The organism is Actinoallomurus bryophytorum (assembly GCF_006716425.1).
In the GTDB taxonomy this organism is placed as follows: Bacteria; Actinomycetota; Actinomycetes; order Streptosporangiales; family Streptosporangiaceae; genus Actinoallomurus; species Actinoallomurus bryophytorum.
The window spans coordinates 547732-565374 of the sequence record NZ_VFOZ01000001.1 but is presented as its reverse complement, the minus strand read 5'-3'; the positions used below and the strand labels follow the sequence as shown (position 1 = coordinate 565374).

Sequence of the window (17643 nt, the reverse complement as noted above, 5' to 3'; positions counted from 1 at the left end):
TGCTCGCCTTCCCCGCGTGCCCGGCGAGAGGGGAGCGCCTCGCGTGAGCACCGCCGACCACTCCGCGAAATCGGCGGACCGCCGTTCCGTCTCACTTGTCACCCTTGGCTGCGCGCGCAACGAGGTCGACTCCGAAGAGCTCGCGGCACGGCTCGAGAACGCGGGGTGGACGCTGGACGACTCCGGCGACGCCTCGGTCGTCCTCGTCAACACCTGCGGCTTCATCGACGCCGCCAAGAAGGACTCGATCGACACGCTCCTGGCCGCGTCCGACTCCGGGGCGAAGGTCGTCGCGGCCGGCTGCCTCGCCGAGCGGTACGGCGCGGAGCTGGCCGCCTCGCTGCCCGAGGCCGACGCGGTCCTGGGCTTCGACGACTACGCCTCCATCGGCGACCGGCTCGAGGACGTCGTGGCCGGCCGCCCGCACCGGTCGCACGCCCCCCAGGACCGCAGGAAGCTCCTGCCCCTGAGCCCGGCCGAGCGGTCGGACTCCCATGTGCACGTCCCCGGGCACGGCGCGCCCGACCTTCCCGAGGGTCTCGCCCCGGCGTCCGGCCCGCGCGTGCTGCGCCGCCGTCTCGGCGGCGGCCCGGCCGCGCCGCTCAAGCTCGCCTCCGGCTGCGACCGGCGCTGCACGTTCTGCGCGATCCCCGCGTTCCGCGGCGCGTACGTCTCCCGGCGCCCGACCGAGGTGCTGGACGAGGCGCGCTGGCTGGCCGGCCAGGGCGTACGCGAGGTCGTCCTCGTCAGCGAGAACTCCACCTCCTACGGCAAGGACCTGGGCGACCTGCGGCTCCTGGAGACCCTGCTGCCCGAGCTCGCCGCCGTGGAGGGCATCGAGCGCGTACGCGTGAGCTACCTGCAGCCGGCCGAGCTGCGCCCCGGACTGATCGAGGCGATCGCCGGCACACCCGGCGTGGCGCCCTACTTCGACCTGTCCTTCCAGCACGCCAGCGGCTCGCTGCTGCGGCGGATGCGCAGGTTCGGCGACACCGAGCGCTTCCTGGGCCTGCTGGAGCAGGTCCGCGCCCTCGCGCCGGAGGCCGGCGTACGCTCCAACTTCATCGTCGGCTTCCCCGGCGAGACCGAGGAGGACGTCGAGGAGCTGGCCGGATTCCTCACCGCGGCGAGGCTCGACGTGATCGGCGTGTTCGGCTACTCCGACGAGGAGGGCACGGAGGCGGCCGGCTTCGACGGCAAGCTGGACGACGACGAGGTGGCCGCCCGCGTCGCCGACCTGTCCGTGCTCGCCGAGGAGCTCACCGCGCAGCGCGCCGAAGAACGCCTCGGCTCGACGGTCGAGGTCCTCGTGGAGGAGCCGGGGGAGGGCCGCGCGGCCCACCAGGCGCCCGAGATCGACGGCATCGTGACCCTCAAGGGCGACGCGCCGGTCGGCGCGTTCGTCCGAGCCCAAGTCGTCGAGGCGATGGGGGTCGACCTTCTCGCCGTCGTGGACGAGCGGTGACCGCCGGCGACGGGTCGCTCCCGGCCGGGAGCGACCCGATCGCGACGCCCGCCGTCCCGCAGGCCGGTCTGCTCAACATCGCCAACGTGCTGACCGTCGTACGCCTCCTGCTCGTGCCGTTCTTCCTCTGGCTGCTGTTCACCGACGGCACGTGGTGGCGGATCGCGGCGCTGGTGGTGTTCGGCGTGGCCTCCTTCACGGACCGCGTCGACGGACAGCTCGCCCGCAGCCGCAACCTCGTCACCGACTTCGGCAAGATCGCCGATCCGATCGCCGACAAGGCGCTGACCGGCTCCGCCCTGGTGGGCCTGTCGCTGCTGGGCGATCTTTGGTGGTGGGTCACGATCGTGATCCTGGTCCGCGAGATCGGGATCACCCTGCTGAGGTTCGTCGTCATCCGGTACGGCGTGATCGCGGCGAGCCGGGGCGGCAAGCTCAAGACCATGCTCCAGGTGTTCGCCATCGGGTTCTACGTGATGCCGGGCCCGATCGACCTCCTGCGCTGGGTGACCATGGGCGCGGCCGTGATCGTCACGGTCGTCACCGGACTGGACTACGTACTCAAGGCATGGAGGCTGTGGGTCGATGGCCGTGCGGGTCGAACTGCTGACGGTCGGTGATGAGCTGCTGCGCGGCGACACCGCCAACGGAAACGCCACCTGGCTGGGGCGGCGGCTGACCGAGGCCGGTGCCGAGGTCACGCGCAGCGCGGTCGTCCCCGACGACCTCGAGGTCATCTCCGGGGCCGTGCACGACGCCCTGACGCGCGCCGACGCGGTCATCATGACGGGCGGGCTCGGGCCCACCTCCGATGACATGACCCGTGAGGCCATCGCCCTCGCGGCGGGGGTCACGCTCCACCGGGATCCGGACGTGGAGCGGAACCTTCGCGAGCGCGCCGCCGCCCGCCGCGTCCCGCTGCGCCCGGACGCGCTGCGCATGGCCGACGTGCCCGGAGGGGCGACGCTGCTGCCCAACCCGGCGGGCAGCGCACCCGGGCTGCGGCTGGCGCTGCCGGACGGCGTGGTGTACGCCCTGCCGGGCGTGCCCTCGGAGATGCGTGCCATCACCGAAGAGTCCATCCTGGCCGAGCTCGGCGGCGAGACGGTGTCCGCCGCCGTCCTGCGCACCGCCACGGTCTGGGAGTCGGTGGTCGCCGACCGGCTGGCGCCGGTCGAGGCGATGGCGGGGGTCAAGCTCGCCTACTACGCCTCCGCCGGCGAGGTGCGCGTACGGATCGAGGCGGAGGGCACGGACCGGCTGGCCGAGGCCGAGGCGGCGGCGCGCGACCTGCTCGGCTCAGCGCTGTACGGCGACGGCGAGGTGACGCTCGACCGGGTCGTGCACGGCCTGCTGGCCGAGCGCGGCGCGACCGTGGCCGTGGCCGAGTCCCTCACCGGCGGGCTGCTCGGCGCGGAGCTGACCGCGATGCCCGGCTCGTCCGCGACGTTCGCCGGCGGCGTGATCGCCTACGCCACGCCGCTGAAGCACTCTCTCCTCGGCGTGCCCGAGGATCTCCTGGCCGCCCATGGCGCCGTACACCCCGAAGTGGCCGCCGCCATGGCGCGGGGCGTCAGGGAGCGTCTGGGCGCCTCGTACGGCCTCGCGGTGACCGGGGTGGCCGGTCCGGAACCGCAGGACGGGCATCCGGTGGGCACGGTTCATGTCGCGGTGGCCGATTCCGGCGGAGACGTTTGGACACGGTCGCCGGGCCTTCCGGTGGCCGCCGACGGGGCCCGCGCCCGCGCCGGGATCCGGCAGATGACCGCCGTGCACGCCCTTGACCTGCTGCGGCGTGTCCTGCTCGATCTTCAGGCGACCGATCCGTGGCCCGGCTGGGCGGAAGATCGGGAAGAACCAGGGTGATTACAGCGTTACGTCGGAAGCGAACACGAAAGCTTCGGTCTGCCACCTGCCTCGTCAAGACAGGTACGGTGGAACCACAAGAAGGGTCAGGACTCATCGGAGGGAGCGAGACATGGTCCTGCTTCGTCAGCTGCTCGGCGACGTACTCCGGCAGCTGCGGCTGCGCCAAGGCCGTACCCTCCGGGAGGTCTCGGCGGCCGCAAGGGTGTCTCTCGGTTATCTGTCCGAGGTCGAACGCGGACAGAAAGAGGCCTCCTCCGAGCTGCTCGCGTCGATCTGCAAAGCCCTCGGTGTCCCCCTCTCACACGTCCTGCGTGACGTCTCCGACCAGTTGGCGCTGGCCGAGCTGCAGCAGGAGCCGGTGATGGCGGGTGCGCCGGAGCACGAGCGCATCGACGCCGAGCGAATCTCGGCGGAGAGCATCCCGGCGACTCCGGAGACGATCGAGAGCGCACTTCGCGCCGACATGGTGGCGGCCTGAGGATCAGGTCCTCACCCACGGCACTCGCGAATGCCCTGCCCCTGCGGGCGGGGCATTCTGCGTTTTCGTGACCATACGGTTTCTTTACGTAAGGCCGATCACGCTTATCCCACGGGAGCGGAGGGAAGTTCCGCCAGTAGCGATGCAATCATCCGCGAAAGGAGATCTGGCCATGACGACGGTCAAGAGCTCGCTCACCGATGAGGCGCGCAGGGTCACCGGCGCCGTGCTGCAGGAGGCGCTGGTCGACCTGATCGACCTGCACCTGTCGGCCAAGCAGGCGCACTGGAACCTCACCGGCCGCAACTTCCGCTCGATCCACCTTCAGCTCGACGAGGTCGTCGACCTGGCGCGCAAGCATGCCGACACGGTGGCCGAGAGGGCCGTCGCGATCGGCGTGAACCCGGACGGCCGGGCGCGCACGATCGCCGAGAACACCAAGCTGCACCCGCTGGAGAGCGGGTCCCTGCCCGACGACAAGGTGATCGCCGCCATCACCGACACGCTCGGGGAGATGGGCAAACGCTTCCGCGACCGCATCGAGACCACCGATGACACGGATCTGGTGAGCCAGGACATCCTGATCGCTGCGGCCCAGGACCTGGACGAACAGCACTGGATGTTCGCCGTACAGCGCTGATCATCAGGATCGGGCGGGCTGGCAGGCCGGGCACCAGAAGGTGACGCGTTCCTGCGCCGGCCCGCCCTGCTCGGCGCGCCTGACCGGACCGCCACAACGCCGGCAGGTGCGCCGCCCGTAGACCCAGGTCGTCTCGCCGTGCCGCCGGGTGCCCGTCGTGCTCTGGTCGACGCCCTCCTTGTTGGCGTCGAGGAGCCGGCGCGCGAGTTCGACGAGGCCGTCCAGGTCGGCCACGTCGCCGACCGGGCGCCACGGGTCGACGCCGCGCAGAAAGAGCGTCTCGGCCTTGTAGAGGTTGCCGATTCCGGCGAGCCTGGTCTGGTCGAGCAGCGCCTCCCCGATGGCACGCTCCGGCGTTTCGAGCAGGCGGCGTACGGCCTCGGCCGCGTCCCAGTCCGGGCCGAGCAGGTCCGGCCCCAGCCGGCCGACGACCCGGTCCTCCTGTGAGGTGCGGACCAGCTCCACGACGCCGAGAGAGTAGCCGGCCGCCTGCCACTCGGCGTTGGCCAGCACGAGCCGTACGCGGTGGTCGCGTGGCACCGGCGCGGCGGCGGGCCGGATCCGCCAGCTGCCGTCCATGCGCAGATGGGTGTGGACGGTCAGATCACCGTCGACCCGGGTCAAGAGGTGTTTTCCGCGAGAGACGACCTCGCCCACGGCACGTCCGGTGAGGTCGGTGGTGGCGAGTCGCGGCACCCGGAAGTCGCTGCGGGTCAGCTCGCGCCCGGCGAGCGCGTCGTGGAGGCGGCGCGCGGCCGCCCAGACGACGTCACCCTCCGGCATCGGTCACGGGCGGAAGGCGGGGGAGTCCCAGGCGGCCGGGTCCTTCGTCAGCGCGTGCACGGCGGTGGGCAGGTCGCCCGACGCGACGTCGGCGAGGCTCACCTGTTCGAGGATGAGCCTCTCGTTCGCGCGCAGTGCGATCCACACCAGCTGCAACGCCTTGGCGGGGCCTTCGTAGCCGAGGTCCTCCGGCCGCTCGCCGCGTACGCCGACGAGAGGCCCGTCGATGGCCCGGATGACGTCGGCCAGGAAGATCTCCGACGCCGGGCGGGCCAGCCAGTAACCGCCCTCAGGGCCCCGCTGGCTGCGGATCAGTCCCGAACGGCGCAGCTGGCTGAGGATGTTCTCCAGGAACTTCGGCGGGATCTGCTGTGCCTCGGCGAGCTGGATCGCCGTTACGGGGCGCTCGCCGCCGACGGCCAGCTCGGCGGCTGCGCGAAGCGCGTAATCGACCCGTGCGGACAATCTCATAGGTCGATTATCCCGCCTCGGACGACGTGATCGTGCCACCCGCCTCCGTTTCTTCTCCCACCAGCCCGAGAAGCTCGGCCGCCGCACGCGCGTTCGCGCGTGTCGCACCGTATGTGGCGACGTACGCGGCGGTCTCGGGACGCCACACCGGAAGTCCCATCTCGACGAGTACGGCGTCGGGACGTGCGGACAGCAACGTGGTCACCAGAGCCCGGTGCCCGGCGTAGCGGTGCGCGTCCCGTACGACGACGACCAGGGGTCTCCCGGTGGCACGGGCGAGGAGTTCGTCCGGGTCGGCCGTCTCGGCGTCGACCGGCACGGCGTCCGGCGCCCACGGCCCGAAGCCCCACGGCACCGGGCCGACCGCGATGTTGGACGGCGCCTGCAGCTCCACGATCACCGGAGCGGCGACCGACAGCGAGCCGGTGACCCGGATCGCGCGGCGCGCGGCCTCCAGCCCGACCGCGCGGTCGACCTCGGCCGTCCTCGGCACGGCGAGCCACGCCTTGAGGGCGGCGATGCGTGCCGCCGACTCCTCCAGGCGCTCGGCGGACAGCCGTCCCTCGCGTACCGCGGCCATGATCTGCTCGCGGATGGCGCGCACGCTGTCCTCGTACTCCTTCGAGCCGAGGCAGAGCAGGTCGGCGCCGGCGGCGAGTGCCCGTACGGCCGCCTCCGGAATGCCCATCGCGCCACTCGCCGCACGCATGTCGAGGGCGTCGGTGACGACGACCCCGTCGTACCCGAGCGTGCCCCGCAGCAGCCCGGTGATCGCGGCCGGTGACAGTGTGGCCGGCGTTGCGCCCGTGAGCGCCGGCACGCGGATGTGGGCCGTCATGATCGACTGGACCCCGGCCTCGATGGCGGCGCGGAACGGCACCATCTCGCGGCGTTCGAGCAGGGGCAGGTCCGCGTCGATCGACGGGACCTCCAGGTGGGAGTCCTGCGAGGTCGCGCCGTGGCCGGGAAAGTGCTTCGCGCAGGCGGCGACGCCGGCCTCCTGCAGGCCGGACACGGCCGCGGTGATGTGCCGCGCGACCAGCTCGGGGTCGGACCCGAACGCCCGGGTGCCGATGATCGGATTGTCGTCGGCGGTGTTCACGTCGGCCGAGGGCGCGAAGTCCAGGTTCACGCCCGCGCCGCGCAGCTCCGCGCCGAGCGAGCGGTGGACCCGCCACGTGGTTGCGGTGTCGTCGAGGGCGCCGAGCGCGGCGCTGCCCGGGTAGGGGCTGCCCGTCTCGTGCGCCAGCCGCGTCACGTCGCCGCCCTCCTCGTCGATGGAGACGAGCGCTTCGGACGTCGCGCGCAGCCCGGCGGTGAGAGCGGTGAGCCCGCCCGCGCTCGGGACGTTGCCGTTGATCGCGAAGAGGGTGACGCCGCTCACGCCCCGCTCGAGGCCCTCCAAGACCCAGCGGGGCGCGGCGGCGCCCGGGAAGGGCACGAGCAGAGTGGCGTTGACGAGCCGTTCGAGAGAGGGGTCGCTCATCGGTCGTTCACCATTTCTTGCTCGATGTGCCGGCTTGGCTTCGTGGTCATGGATCGCTCACCTTCCCGTACGTGCGGCACCGGAGCCCGTCGCCCACTCATCCCTTCACCGCCCCGCCGACCAGGCCGGACACCATGCGGCGCTGGACGAGAAGGAAGAAGGCGATGACCGGGAGGGTGAGCAGTGTCGATGCGGCCATGATCGGACCCCAGTCGTTGCCGGAGCGCCCGAAGAAGAACTGCAACATGATCGGCAACGTGGCCTTGTCCTGGTCCTTCAGGAACGTGTAGGCGAAGATCAACTCGTTCCACGCCGTGATGAAGGAGAAGATGCTGGTCGCCACGAGACCCGGCGCGACGAGCGGCAGCAGGATCCGGAAGAAGATCCGGATCGGCCCGGCGCCGTCGATCGCGGCGGCCTCCTCCAGCTCCTTGGGTATCGCCGCGACGAACCCGCGCAGCATCCAGACGCCGAACGGCAGCGCGAACCCGACGTAGACCGCGGTCAGGCCGACCAGGCTGTTCAGCAGGCCCAGGTGCTTCAGGTCGATGAACATCGGGATGACCAGTGCCTCCGCCGGCACCATCTGCACGACCAGGAGCAGGATCAGGAAGGTCGTACGGAACCGGAAGCGGAACCTCGCCACCGCGGTCGCGGCCAGCAGCGCGAGCAGTCCGGACACGACCACGGTCCCGACCGCCAGGATGAGGCTGTTGACGAAGTAGTGCCAGAAGGAGACCCCGGCGATGCCGCCGTTCAGCACGTAGTCGAAGTGGTGCAGCGTCGGGTGGAAGGGCACCGGGTGCGGCGTGGAGCTGAAGATCTCCTGGTTGGGCTTGAACGCCGTCGAGATCATCCAGAAGACGGGGAAGGCCGAGACGACGAACACCGCGATCCCCGCGGTGTTCAGGGCGATCCGCCGTACTCTGCGCGCGCTCATGCCACCCCCTGCTGCCGGACGATCATTCGCGTGTAGATCGCTGTGACGATCAGGACGATCACCGTGAGGACCATCGCGATCGCCGACCCGAGGCCGTACTTGGCGTTGAGCGAGCCGAACGCCTCTGAGTAGCCGTACAGCGACAGGTTGAACGAGTCGCTGTTGGCGAGCCCGGACAGGATGAACAGCTGGGTGAAGACCCGGAAGTCCCAGATCACCGAGAGCACCAGCAGGATCCCGAAGACCGGCCTGAGCAGCGGAAACGTTATTTTCCAGAAAGTGTTCCACGCGCTGGAGCCGTCAACCTTGGCGGCCTCGTACAGCTCGGTCGGCACCGTACGCAGCCCGGCCAGGACCGAGACGGCGATGAAGGGGAACGACATCCAGACGACGCAGATCGTCAGGACGGTGTAGTCGGGCAGCGGTGAGGAGAACCAGTTGTAGTTCTGCCAGCCGCCGCCGACGAGCCAGTTCGGCAGCAGGTCGAGCAGCCATCCGACCAGGCCGCCGGTGGTGCCGAACAGCCAGGCGAACAGGACCGCCGCGGTGACCGGCGGGGTCGCCCAGGCGACCAGTACGCCGCCCGCGACGAACGAGGACATCCGCCGGCCGAGCTGGTTCAGCAGTAGTCCGACGAGGGTGCCGACCAGCAGCGTGGCGGTGACGGCGACGGCCGCGAACAGGACCGTGTGCCGGACGGTGGTCCAGAAGAAGCTGTCACCGAGGATCTGCCGGTAGTTGTCGAGTCCGACGTTCTCCGCGGGTTCGCCGCGGAGCTGGCGCAGGCCGACCTTCTGGAACGACATCCGGCCGATCTGGACCACCGGCCAGATGAGGAGCACGGCGATGGTCACGAGCGCGGGCAGGATCAGAAGGTAGGGCCCGAAGCGTGGGCGGCGGCGGGCGGGCCGTGCCGGGCCGGACGATGTCCGGCCCGGCACGTGCCGCACCGCCTGGGCGGTGTCGAGCATGCGGGCTGATCCCTTACTGGTTGAGGAGGGTGCCGGCCTGCTCGTCGGCCTTCTTCAGCTCATCGTCGGCCGACTTGCCCTGCATGATCGCCTTGACGGCGTTCGGCAGGATCTTCTTGGCGCCTTCGTAGTCCGCCCACCCCTTGCTGTTGGGGGTGAACTTCACGCCGGACGCGGCGGCCTGCGCGAACGGGCCCATGATCGGGTCGGCCTGGTAGGAGCCGCCCTGCAGCACGTCGGTGAACTGCGGCAGGAACTTCAGCGTGTCGGCGAAGGTCTTGGCGTCCTTCTTGCTGTCGAGCGTCGTCAGGTAGTCGAACGCGACGTCCTTGTACTTGCTGTCCTTCCAGACGGCGAGGTCGGAACCGCCCGAGAAGACCGGTGCGAGGCCGCCTGTCTTGCCGGGGATCGGGAAGACGCCCCAGTTCTTCTCGTCCTTCTTGTTCACCTTCTCCAGCTGGGGAAGGGCCCAGCTGCCGTCCATGTACATGCCGACCTTGCCGAGGGCGAAGTCCTGCTGGGGGCCCTGCAGCTCGTTCTTGCCGACGTACTTGTCCGGTGCGACCTTGTCCTTGTTGACCAGGCCGGCGTAGAACTCGATGGCCTCCTTGGCCTGCGGCTGGTCGAGGGTGCCGACCCACTTGTCGCCCTGCTTGGTGGCGACGTCGCCGCCGTTGGCCCACACGAAGCTCAGGATGCCGTTGGTGAAGTCACTGGGCGCGGCGATGCCCGGCACCTTCTTCTTGTCCTGGATCGTCTTTGCCGCGGCCTCCAGGTCGGCCCAGGTCTTCGGCGGCTGGATGCCCAGGTCGGTGAACCAGTCCTTGTGGTACCAGACGGCCCGTACGCCGCCGTACCAGGGCGCGGCGTAGGTCTTGCCGTCAAGCTGGTCGTTGGCGAGGGCGCCCTTGCTGAGGGTCTTGCCCTCGGCCCAGGAGCCCATCTTGTCGGTGATGTCGGCGAAGGCGCCCTGCTCGGCCCATGACTGCACGTCGGTGTTGCCGACCTCGGTCACGTCCGGGCCCGAACCGCTGGCGATCGCGGTCTGGAACTTCTGGGTGGCCTGCGGCCAGGGGATGTACTGAATCTCGACCGCGGTGTTCGGGTGCTTCTGGCGGAACTCCGCGGTCACTCCGTCGAGGAACTTGGTCTGCTCCGGGCTGCCATCGCCCATCTGCCAAACGACGATCTTCGCGGGGTCTGCGGGCTTGGCGGCGGAGTCGTCTTTCTTTTTGCTGCCACAGCCGGTTATGGCCACAGCGAGTGCGACGGCCGCCGCGGCGGCCTTGGTGTACCTCACAATGGAACTCCCTTCGGTACCGCCCGATCGGTGTACGACTGGTATTCATGCGGCATGTCGTACGCACGGTCGCTGGGCGCCTGCCTACAGTCGGGCTGTGGGTCTGCCGGATTATGGGATAACGGACTGCTTGGACTAAACTAACAGGAAAGTTTCCTAACCAAGAAGACCTGTTAGCGGATCGAGATGGAAGGTGTACGGAGATGGCGAGTCGGCCGGGGACGCCAAGACTCCTACGCGAGCTGAACGATCGGTCCGCACTCGATCTTCTGGTGAGCTCGGGTCCGCTGACGCGTACGCAGATCGGTGAACGCACGGGACTGTCGAAGGTGACCGCGTCGCAGCTGCTCGCCCGGCTGGAGGACCGTGGCCTGGTGGCGGTCGTGGGAGAGCAGGCCGGCGGCCGGGGCCCGAACGCCGCGCTGTACGCCGTGGTGCCCTCCAGCGCGTACGTGGCCGGCCTCGACGTGGGCCCGAACGCCGTGACGGCCGGGATCGCCGACATCACGGGACACGTCGCCGCGGAGGTGACGGTCGAGCCCGGAGACGCGTCGGACGCGGTCTCCCTGGTGCACAACGCGGTCGTGAAGGCATGCCGGTCGGCGAAGGTGCCCCTGGCCAAGCTGCACGCCCTGGTGATCGGCACCCCGGGCGTCGTGGACCCCCGCACCGGTGACGTGCAGTTCATCTACGACATGCCGCACTGGCACGCGGGCATCCTCGAGGCCCTCCGCCGCGACCTGCGCATGCCCGTCACGATCGAGAACGACGTCAACCTGGGCGCCCTGGCGGAGAAGGAGTGCGGCGCCGCGCGCGACGTGGACGACTTCGCCCTGCTGTGGGCCCACCGAGGCCTGGGCCTCGCGGTCGTCCTGGGCGGCCGGCTGCACCGAGGCTTCTCCGGCGGCGCCGGCGAGATCGGCTACCTGCCGGTCCCAGGCGCGGCACTACCGGAAAAGGACACCGAGTCGGTCACATGGGGCATGCCGGCCCTGGCCGGAGGCCTGGGCGCGCTGGCGGGCGCCGACGCCGTACGCGACCTGGCACGTGAACACGGCTTCGACGAGCCGACCGCCACCGAGTGCGTACGCGCGGCCGCGTCCGCAGGCGCCTCGGGTGGCCCGTTCTTGGACGAACTCGCCACCCGCCTGGCGTACGGGGTCGCGTCGGTGACGATCGTGCTGGACCCGGAGCTGGTCTTGATCTCGGGCGAACTGGGAATCGCCGGCGGCGAACGCCTCATCCGCCGCATCCAGGAGGCGGTCGGCCGAATCTGCCCGACACGGCCGCGGGTCGCGTTGAGCGAGGTCCAGGGGAATCCGGTGCTGCGAGGCGCGGTGTTCGCGGCCTTGGACCGTGCCCGGGACGAGGTCTTCTCCAGCTAGCGGTCTCTGCCCGTTTCGCTGTCCCGGCGCTGGGGGACTGCGGTTCGCTTCGGTTGCATCTGGCTGCTCGGGGCCGCCTGAGCCTGTCCCTTTGGCGACCGTGAGTCGCGTTGATCCAGATCATTCCTGGCGGTCCGAGGACGCCTTGGCCTCCCGGAAGCGGCCACGGCTAGCGCCACGGCGTCCTTGACGGGGAACAACATGCCCGCGCGGCCGTCGAACAGCGGCCACTCCCGGCAGTGCCCCGGCTGAACACTCGCCCAGCCACACCGCCAGCCGCTGGCAACGATCCGCGATATGTGACCTGAGATCCGCAAGCTGCGACCTGCGATCCGCGCCTGCGTCCCGCGCCTGCGTCCCGCGCCTGCGTCCCGCGAACTATGACCCGCACCCGTGACCCGTGCAGTAGGCCTCCCGCGACCTGCGACCCGCCATCTGCCATCCGCGACCGCCGACCGGCCACCCACGATCGGCCACTCACCGCGGGCCCCGATCGTCCACCTCCAGTGGCGATCTGCCGCCCGCCGCGGCCATCTGCCATCCGCGACCGGCAATCCACTACGTGCGACCCGCGCTGTGCGCCCGTCATCGGCTGCCGGTCATCCGCAAAGACAGGTGACGGCTCACCGTCGGTCCGTGAACTGGCCCATGCCACGTAGTGACGGTGGTCGCAGGCGGAGAGACGTCCCGCTCCGACGGGGTTGCGGCTCGATCGCCGAAGATGGAGATTTCCGGCGGCGTTGATAGGTTCTGCGGCGTCCGTGTCATGTGATCGGGAGGCCGCCGTGGTGAACGTCCAGCCGCTCAGTGACGGGGATCCCCGTCGGCTGGGGGACTACGACGTGACCGGACGGCTCGGCGAGGGTGGCCAGGGTGTCGTCTATCTGGGCCGGGGTTCGGCCGGGGCGGTGGCCATCAAGCTCCTGCACCCTCAGCTGATCGAGGATGCACCCGCCCGCGCCCGTTTCGTACGCGAGGTGGAGGTCACCAAGCGCGTCGCGCGCTTTTGCACGGCCCAGGTCCTGGACGCGGGAATGGCGGCCGACCGCCCGTACATCATCAGCGAGTACGTGCCCGGCCCGTCACTGCACGACCAGCTCCGAGCCGAAGGCCCCCGCCGCGGATCCGCCCTGGACCGCCTGGCCATCAACACGGTCACCGCGCTGGCCGCGATCCACCAGGCCGGAGTGGTCCATCGTGACTTCAAGCCGGGCAACGTCCTGATGGGTCCGGACGGTCCCGTGGTCATCGACTTCGGCATCTCAAAGGCATTGGACGCGAGCGGAACGATGACGAGCGCGGTGAGCCAGGTCGTGGGAACACCCGCGTTCATGGCGCCGGAGCAGCTCAGCGAGGGCCCGATCGGACCACACACGGACATGTTCGCCTGGGCCGTCACGATGGTCTACGCGGCCAGCGGAACACCCGCCTTCGGCCACCGCTCGATCCCGCAGGTGATCAACCGAATCCTCCATGAGGAGCCTGACCTGGGACAACTGGACGGCAGGCTACGCCCCGCCGTGGCCGCATGCCTGTCCAAGGACCCGGCACGCCGCCCCACCGCCCGGCACCTGATGGACGACCTGATGGGCCACCATGGCCCAGCGGCGTCCCTGGCCTCCGCGGCACCGCCCGGCGCACCCGAGCGGGGGAACCCGCAGCCGCGGCCTCCTGATCGGCCAGCTGCACAGGGCATGCCTGCGTCTGGCCCGGCCATCGGCGCATCCGATCACGGGAACCTGCGGCCGCCCTCACCTGATCGGGCAGGCATGCAAGCCATGCCTGCCGTCGACTCGGCCGGCGACGCATCCGAGCGCGAGAACCCGCAGTCGCCGGCACTCGATCGGCCCACCGCCATGCATGGGGGCGGCGGAGTGGGCACGCCGTACGTGTCCGGCATGGACCGGCGTTCATCCGATGGCACTCCGGGTCCGGTGGGCAGGAGTGAGGCGGCCCCCAGCCACCCGTCACTCTCCGGACCGTCTTCATTCGGCGGTCCCACAGGATCGGCCGATCTGGGTGGAGCGGGAACCGTGCGCCTTCCCGCAAGCACTCCGTCCTCGTACGGCGTCGGGCCGGGGCCGGGCGCGCCGAATGAGGAACGGACCGCGCGTCTACCCACCTCTGGCCCGGCGTTCTCCGGGGGTGTACCCGGTCACCCGGGCGCGCCGGCATCGACGATCGACCCACCGGACGGGCGAAAAGGTCGTACGGTACTGATCATCGCGGCAGTGGCAGCCGTCCTCATCGCACTGGTCGGCGGAGTCGCCGCGATGGCCGCGTCCGGGGGAGACGGAAAAGATGAGAAGGTCGCCGCACCACCTCCGTCTGCCCCGTCCGCCAACCGGTCTCGCCACCCGTCCAAGCGACGGACCCCGGCGACATCTCATACGCCGTCGCGCAAACCGGCCGTGGCCAAGGCGAAGCCCAACCCGTACACACCCCAGCGAGTGTGCGGTACCGGCTATCGCGTCATCGACATGCACGGGCTTGGCGACGCCACGACCTACCTGCTGTACAACGCCAAGGCCGGTGCCAACTGCGTCGTCACGATGATCCGCAAGTCCAGCGGAAAGACGTACCTGGGTGCCTCCTTGGTCGTTAAGGGCGGCGGCCGGGGGAGCAGGGCGGGCGCCTTCCCGTTCTACGCGGGCCCGGTACGCCTGGCGGCGAAGGGCAAGTGCGTCACCTGGGGCGGTGCCTCGAAAACGGCCAAGTGGACGAGCGGCTGGAGCCACTGCGGCAAATAACCCGCCGCGACGGTCCCTTACGAGACGACCTCCGCACGCGGAAGCCGCCACGCGAAAGTGCCCCGCACAACATCCTCTCCGCACGGGAGGTGCCGACGTGGCAACCTCGTCACACGGGAAGTGCGCTGTGCGGCCATCCTCCACGTGGCGAGCCTCCCACGCGGGAGGTGCCGACGTGGCAACCTCGTCACACGGGAAGTGCGCTGCGTGGCCATCCTCCATGCGGAGGCCCCCGCGCGGGAGGTGCCTGACGGGGCAACCTCATCACGCGGGAAGTGCATTACGCGGCAAATCCTTCGCCCGGCAATTTCCCGCGCGCGGGAAGTGCCCCATGGGGAAATCCCGTCACGTGTGAGGTGTGCTGCGCGGCAAATCCTCCATGCAGCAACCTTTCGCGCGAAGAGCGGTGCCCACGTGGCAGATCATCCAAGCGAGTGCGCTCTATCCACTGGAATCGGCGACGCCGAGTTCCGCAGTTGACTCCTCCCCTAGTTGGCGATTTCCGGCTGTGATGGCGATATTTTTCCGTAGCCGTAGCCGTAGCCGTAGCCGTAGCCGTAGCCGTAGCCGTAGCCGTAGCCGTAGCCGTAGCCGTAGCCGTAGCCGTAGGCAGCGGTTCTCCCTTCCCGGCAGCGGCGATTATCGATCTCGTGCTGTGGTGCGATTCACATTTCGTGATGGCGATTATCGCTTTGCGAGCCGTGCCGTCGTGTAGTACTGATTTGCCGCAGCCGCAGCCGCAGCCGCAGCCGCAGCCGCAGCCGCAGCCGCAGCCGCAGCCGCAGCCGCAGCCGCAGCCGCAGCCGCAGCCGCAGCCGCAGCCGCAGCCGCAGCCGCAGCCGCAGCCGCAGCCGCAGCCGCAGCCGCAGCCGGGTAGTTTCCCTTCCGAGGTAGGTGTCGCCTACTCCGGCGGGCCCTCCTTTCGCGGCGGGAGTCACACGGAGAGGCCGGACGTCTCGTCGCGGCTTACATGCGCGCCACCGCGCATGTGGTGTGGACCCAGGTGAGGCCGAGGCGGGCGATGTACTGGCCGATGCGGACCGGGCCTCGGCACAGGGGACACCAACTGCTGCGGCGCGCCTTGCGGGCCCTATCGGCGAGGATCATTCGCCTGCCCTCGGTGGTTCACGTGGCTACGCGAAGTCCCGTTTCCTGGGTGTGGTCGCTGTTGTTCGTATCCCGCCAGGCGGCTCTCAGCTCCGTGCGCCGACGGGCCGGTATCTTTGGCCGACGTATCGGCCGGGTGGATCGATAATCTCCACCTCGTCGGCTCCCATAAGTGGACTCTTCGCTGGCATTCATCACCTCTCGCTCGAGCAGAAAAATCTCTGGGCTTCGGCTTTCCGGATAGCGTCATGGACGCTCCTTGTGTGAGAGATGAATCGGCATCTGAAGGCCAATGTAATGGATGGCTCTGACAGTTTTAGGTCGCCATTGGAGTCAGTATTTGGCATATCTAATCGCCAAATTTATCCATATGCGACGAGTGTTCTTGTCGGGGACCGCCGGGCTAATTCGTCAGGTCCGGCAGCGGTGATGAGTCGAATGTCCCACTCGATGCCTGGGGGCAGTTCGGTGAGGTGCAGTGGGCCAGGTCGTCGCATCCGGCCGCTACGACGGCGGCCAGGGTCGTACGCACGGTGGTGAGGTCCGCCAGCTTCGCGTCGATTTCGACGAGTTTGGCGACCGCATGTCCATGCAGGCCTGCCTGCCGGCGCCTTGCCCGACGCCGGTCGGTCGCCAGTAGTGAGGCGATTTCCTGCAGGCTGAAGCCGAGACGCTGCGCGGCTTTGATCGTTCGCAGCAACCCGACCGCGTCGGGCGGATAGGCGCGGTGGCCGCCGGGGGTTCGCGATGGGAGGGGCAGCAGACCCTGGCGTTCGTAGTAGCGCAGTGTCTGAACGTTGACCCCGGCCAGCCTGGCCACCTCGCCCGTACGCAGCGAGCGTTCCGTCATCAGTGCCTCGATCCGCGTGTGAGCCGGGCCGCCAGCGCATCGAGTACCGATTCGTGAACGGGAGGCACAGCGATCTCCACGACCAGCCCGCCGCCGTTCCGCACGATCGTGAAAGCAAAGAACGAGCAGCATGAACTCTCACGAGCGATCAGGTCACGTAGCTCGGCCTCCCACATTTCATCGACGACCAGACGCAGTCGTCGGCGGTCGACCCGTTCGACGCTGCGCAGCGCGCGCTCGAACAGCGCGTCGAATTCCGCCACGCGCAGCGGACGTTCCGCCGAAGGCAGGGTGCAGGCATCCGGCACCCAGGACGCTTCAACCATCGAGATCACCCCGAGACGACGATAAGCCTGTACCGGGGTACCGGATTCAACTGCCGAGAGCGAAGAAACCGGCGCCGGTAGGAGAAACCGCGGGCTCCAAAGCGGCGGCGAGCGATGGGGCCGACCACGGTGCCGCCGTCCGCGCTCAACGATCAGCTTCCCGATAGCGGCAGGTGGCTGCAGTGCGCGTGCTCCCCAGGAGCGAAGGCGTAGGCCGCGGTGTGAGATCCATGGCGGCCGTGATCGTCAGTGGCAGGCGTCGGCTGTACGGGGACGGGCGGAAGCGGCCGTTTCCGAGCGAGTCGAGGCGTTCGGGAGCCAAAGCGGAGGCTGTGGGGTGGGGATGTGGGGTGGAGGCTGGCCGCAAGCGGCGGTGAGGGGCGTTGATGGCGCCGCCATCCGCTCGTTCGAGTGTCGGGAGTGGGGGTTGCGCGGAGGTGGGTGGAAGGTCGCTTCCCATGAACGACGTGCGGGGACTTGATGACGTCGACGCGTCGGTCGCCGAGCGGGGCGAGGCGTTCGGGAGTGGAGGCGGAGGCCGCGGGATGTGGAGTGGACGCTCGCTGCTTCCAAGGCGGTCGCCAAGGGCGAGTCGGTGATGGTGCCGCCATCCGCTCGCTCGAGCGTCGGAGCGGGGTTGCGCAGGGGTGGGTGGTGCCGGGTGTTTTCGGCGAGCGGCGAAGGCGATGGTGGCGTCGCTGTCCGCTCGTTGGCGTGTCAGGAGTAGGGGTCGTGTGGGGCGGGTGGAAAGGTCGTTTTCGGTGAACGGTTGCGGGGTCTTGACGGCCGCTGCCGTTGACGTGTCGGTGTCCGAGCGGGGAG

Annotated in this window: 16 protein-coding genes; 7 read left to right on the top strand and 9 right to left on the bottom strand. The window is 69.6% G+C overall.

Annotated features, from left to right (window positions below):
- The first annotated feature begins 43 nt into the window (after positions 1-43).
- From rimO to FB559_RS02660, 5 genes are all read left to right on the top strand, one after another.
- Positions 44-1465, top strand: a complete 1422-nt coding sequence (rimO, locus tag FB559_RS02680) for a 30S ribosomal protein S12 methylthiotransferase RimO (protein ID WP_141952871.1) — start codon at positions 44-46, stop codon at positions 1463-1465.
- A complete protein-coding gene (gene pgsA, locus FB559_RS02675; RefSeq protein ID WP_141952869.1) occupies positions 1462-2085 on the top strand; it encodes a CDP-diacylglycerol--glycerol-3-phosphate 3-phosphatidyltransferase in 624 nt (207 codons plus the stop codon). The genes rimO and pgsA overlap by 4 nt, the downstream gene beginning before the upstream one ends.
- Positions 2051-3331 carry a CinA family nicotinamide mononucleotide deamidase-related protein gene (locus FB559_RS02670; protein ID WP_221639868.1) on the top strand — a complete coding sequence of 427 codons (1281 nt, stop codon included), beginning with the start codon at positions 2051-2053 and terminating at the stop codon, positions 3329-3331. The genes pgsA and FB559_RS02670 overlap by 35 nt, the downstream gene beginning before the upstream one ends.
- Before the next feature lie 112 nt (positions 3332-3443).
- Complete coding sequence (locus FB559_RS02665; protein ID WP_141952867.1) at positions 3444-3812, top strand: helix-turn-helix domain-containing protein; 369 nt, start codon at positions 3444-3446, stop codon at positions 3810-3812.
- Positions 3813-3984: 172 nt separating this feature from the next.
- A complete protein-coding gene (locus FB559_RS02660) occupies positions 3985-4452 on the top strand; it encodes a Dps family protein (protein ID WP_141952865.1) in 468 nt (155 codons plus the stop codon).
- Between the two features lie 3 nt (positions 4453-4455).
- On the opposite strand, the gene FB559_RS02655 is transcribed toward FB559_RS02660, so the two are convergent.
- From FB559_RS02655 to FB559_RS02630, 6 genes are all read right to left on the bottom strand, one after another.
- The gene (locus FB559_RS02655; RefSeq protein WP_141952863.1) at positions 4456-5235 is read right to left on the bottom strand and encodes an Fpg/Nei family DNA glycosylase; all 780 of its coding nucleotides are present in this window, start codon (positions 5233-5235) and stop codon (positions 4456-4458) included.
- 3 nt (positions 5236-5238) lie between these two features.
- A complete protein-coding gene (locus FB559_RS02650) occupies positions 5239-5706 on the bottom strand; it encodes an RrF2 family transcriptional regulator (RefSeq protein ID WP_141952861.1) in 468 nt (155 codons plus the stop codon).
- Between the two features lie 7 nt (positions 5707-5713).
- Positions 5714-7192, bottom strand: coding sequence for a glycoside hydrolase family 3 protein (locus tag FB559_RS02645; protein ID WP_141952859.1), 1479 nt, complete (start codon positions 7190-7192; stop codon positions 5714-5716).
- 97 nt (positions 7193-7289) lie between these two features.
- On the bottom strand, positions 7290-8132 hold the full coding sequence (locus FB559_RS02640; RefSeq protein ID WP_141952857.1) for a carbohydrate ABC transporter permease: 843 nt from the start codon (positions 8130-8132) through the stop codon (positions 7290-7292).
- Positions 8129-9103, bottom strand: coding sequence for a carbohydrate ABC transporter permease (locus FB559_RS02635; protein WP_141952855.1), 975 nt, complete (start codon positions 9101-9103; stop codon positions 8129-8131). Before FB559_RS02635 ends, FB559_RS02640 begins: the two co-directional genes overlap by 4 nt.
- 13 nt (positions 9104-9116) lie before the next feature.
- Complete coding sequence (locus tag FB559_RS02630) at positions 9117-10403, bottom strand: extracellular solute-binding protein (protein WP_141952853.1); 1287 nt, start codon at positions 10401-10403, stop codon at positions 9117-9119.
- A gap of 203 nt (positions 10404-10606) precedes the next feature.
- Between FB559_RS02630 and FB559_RS02625 the strand changes: the two genes are divergently transcribed.
- Together FB559_RS02625 and FB559_RS02620 are read left to right on the top strand one after the other, a co-directional pair.
- Positions 10607-11788 carry an ROK family transcriptional regulator gene (locus FB559_RS02625; RefSeq protein WP_141952850.1) on the top strand — a complete coding sequence of 394 codons (1182 nt, stop codon included), beginning with the start codon at positions 10607-10609 and terminating at the stop codon, positions 11786-11788.
- Between the two features lie 785 nt (positions 11789-12573).
- Positions 12574-14538: a serine/threonine protein kinase gene (locus FB559_RS02620; RefSeq protein ID WP_246121316.1), complete on the top strand. Its 1965-nt coding sequence runs from the start codon at positions 12574-12576 to the stop codon at positions 14536-14538.
- Positions 14539-15203: 665 nt separating this feature from the next.
- Here FB559_RS02620 and FB559_RS43605 read toward each other — a convergent pair.
- The 3 genes from FB559_RS43605 to FB559_RS02605 all read right to left on the bottom strand — a co-directional run bounded on the left by FB559_RS43605 (position 15204) and on the right by FB559_RS02605 (position 16821).
- Positions 15204-15476, bottom strand: a complete 273-nt coding sequence (locus FB559_RS43605) for a hypothetical protein (protein ID WP_185792015.1) — start codon at positions 15474-15476, stop codon at positions 15204-15206.
- Positions 15477-16048: 572 nt separating this feature from the next.
- Complete coding sequence (locus FB559_RS02610; protein ID WP_141952846.1) at positions 16049-16495, bottom strand: MerR family transcriptional regulator; 447 nt, start codon at positions 16493-16495, stop codon at positions 16049-16051.
- Positions 16495-16821, bottom strand: a complete 327-nt coding sequence (locus FB559_RS02605) for a hypothetical protein (RefSeq protein WP_141961465.1) — start codon at positions 16819-16821, stop codon at positions 16495-16497. The genes FB559_RS02610 and FB559_RS02605 overlap by 1 nt, the downstream gene beginning before the upstream one ends.
- Positions 16822-17643: the final 822 nt, after the last annotated feature.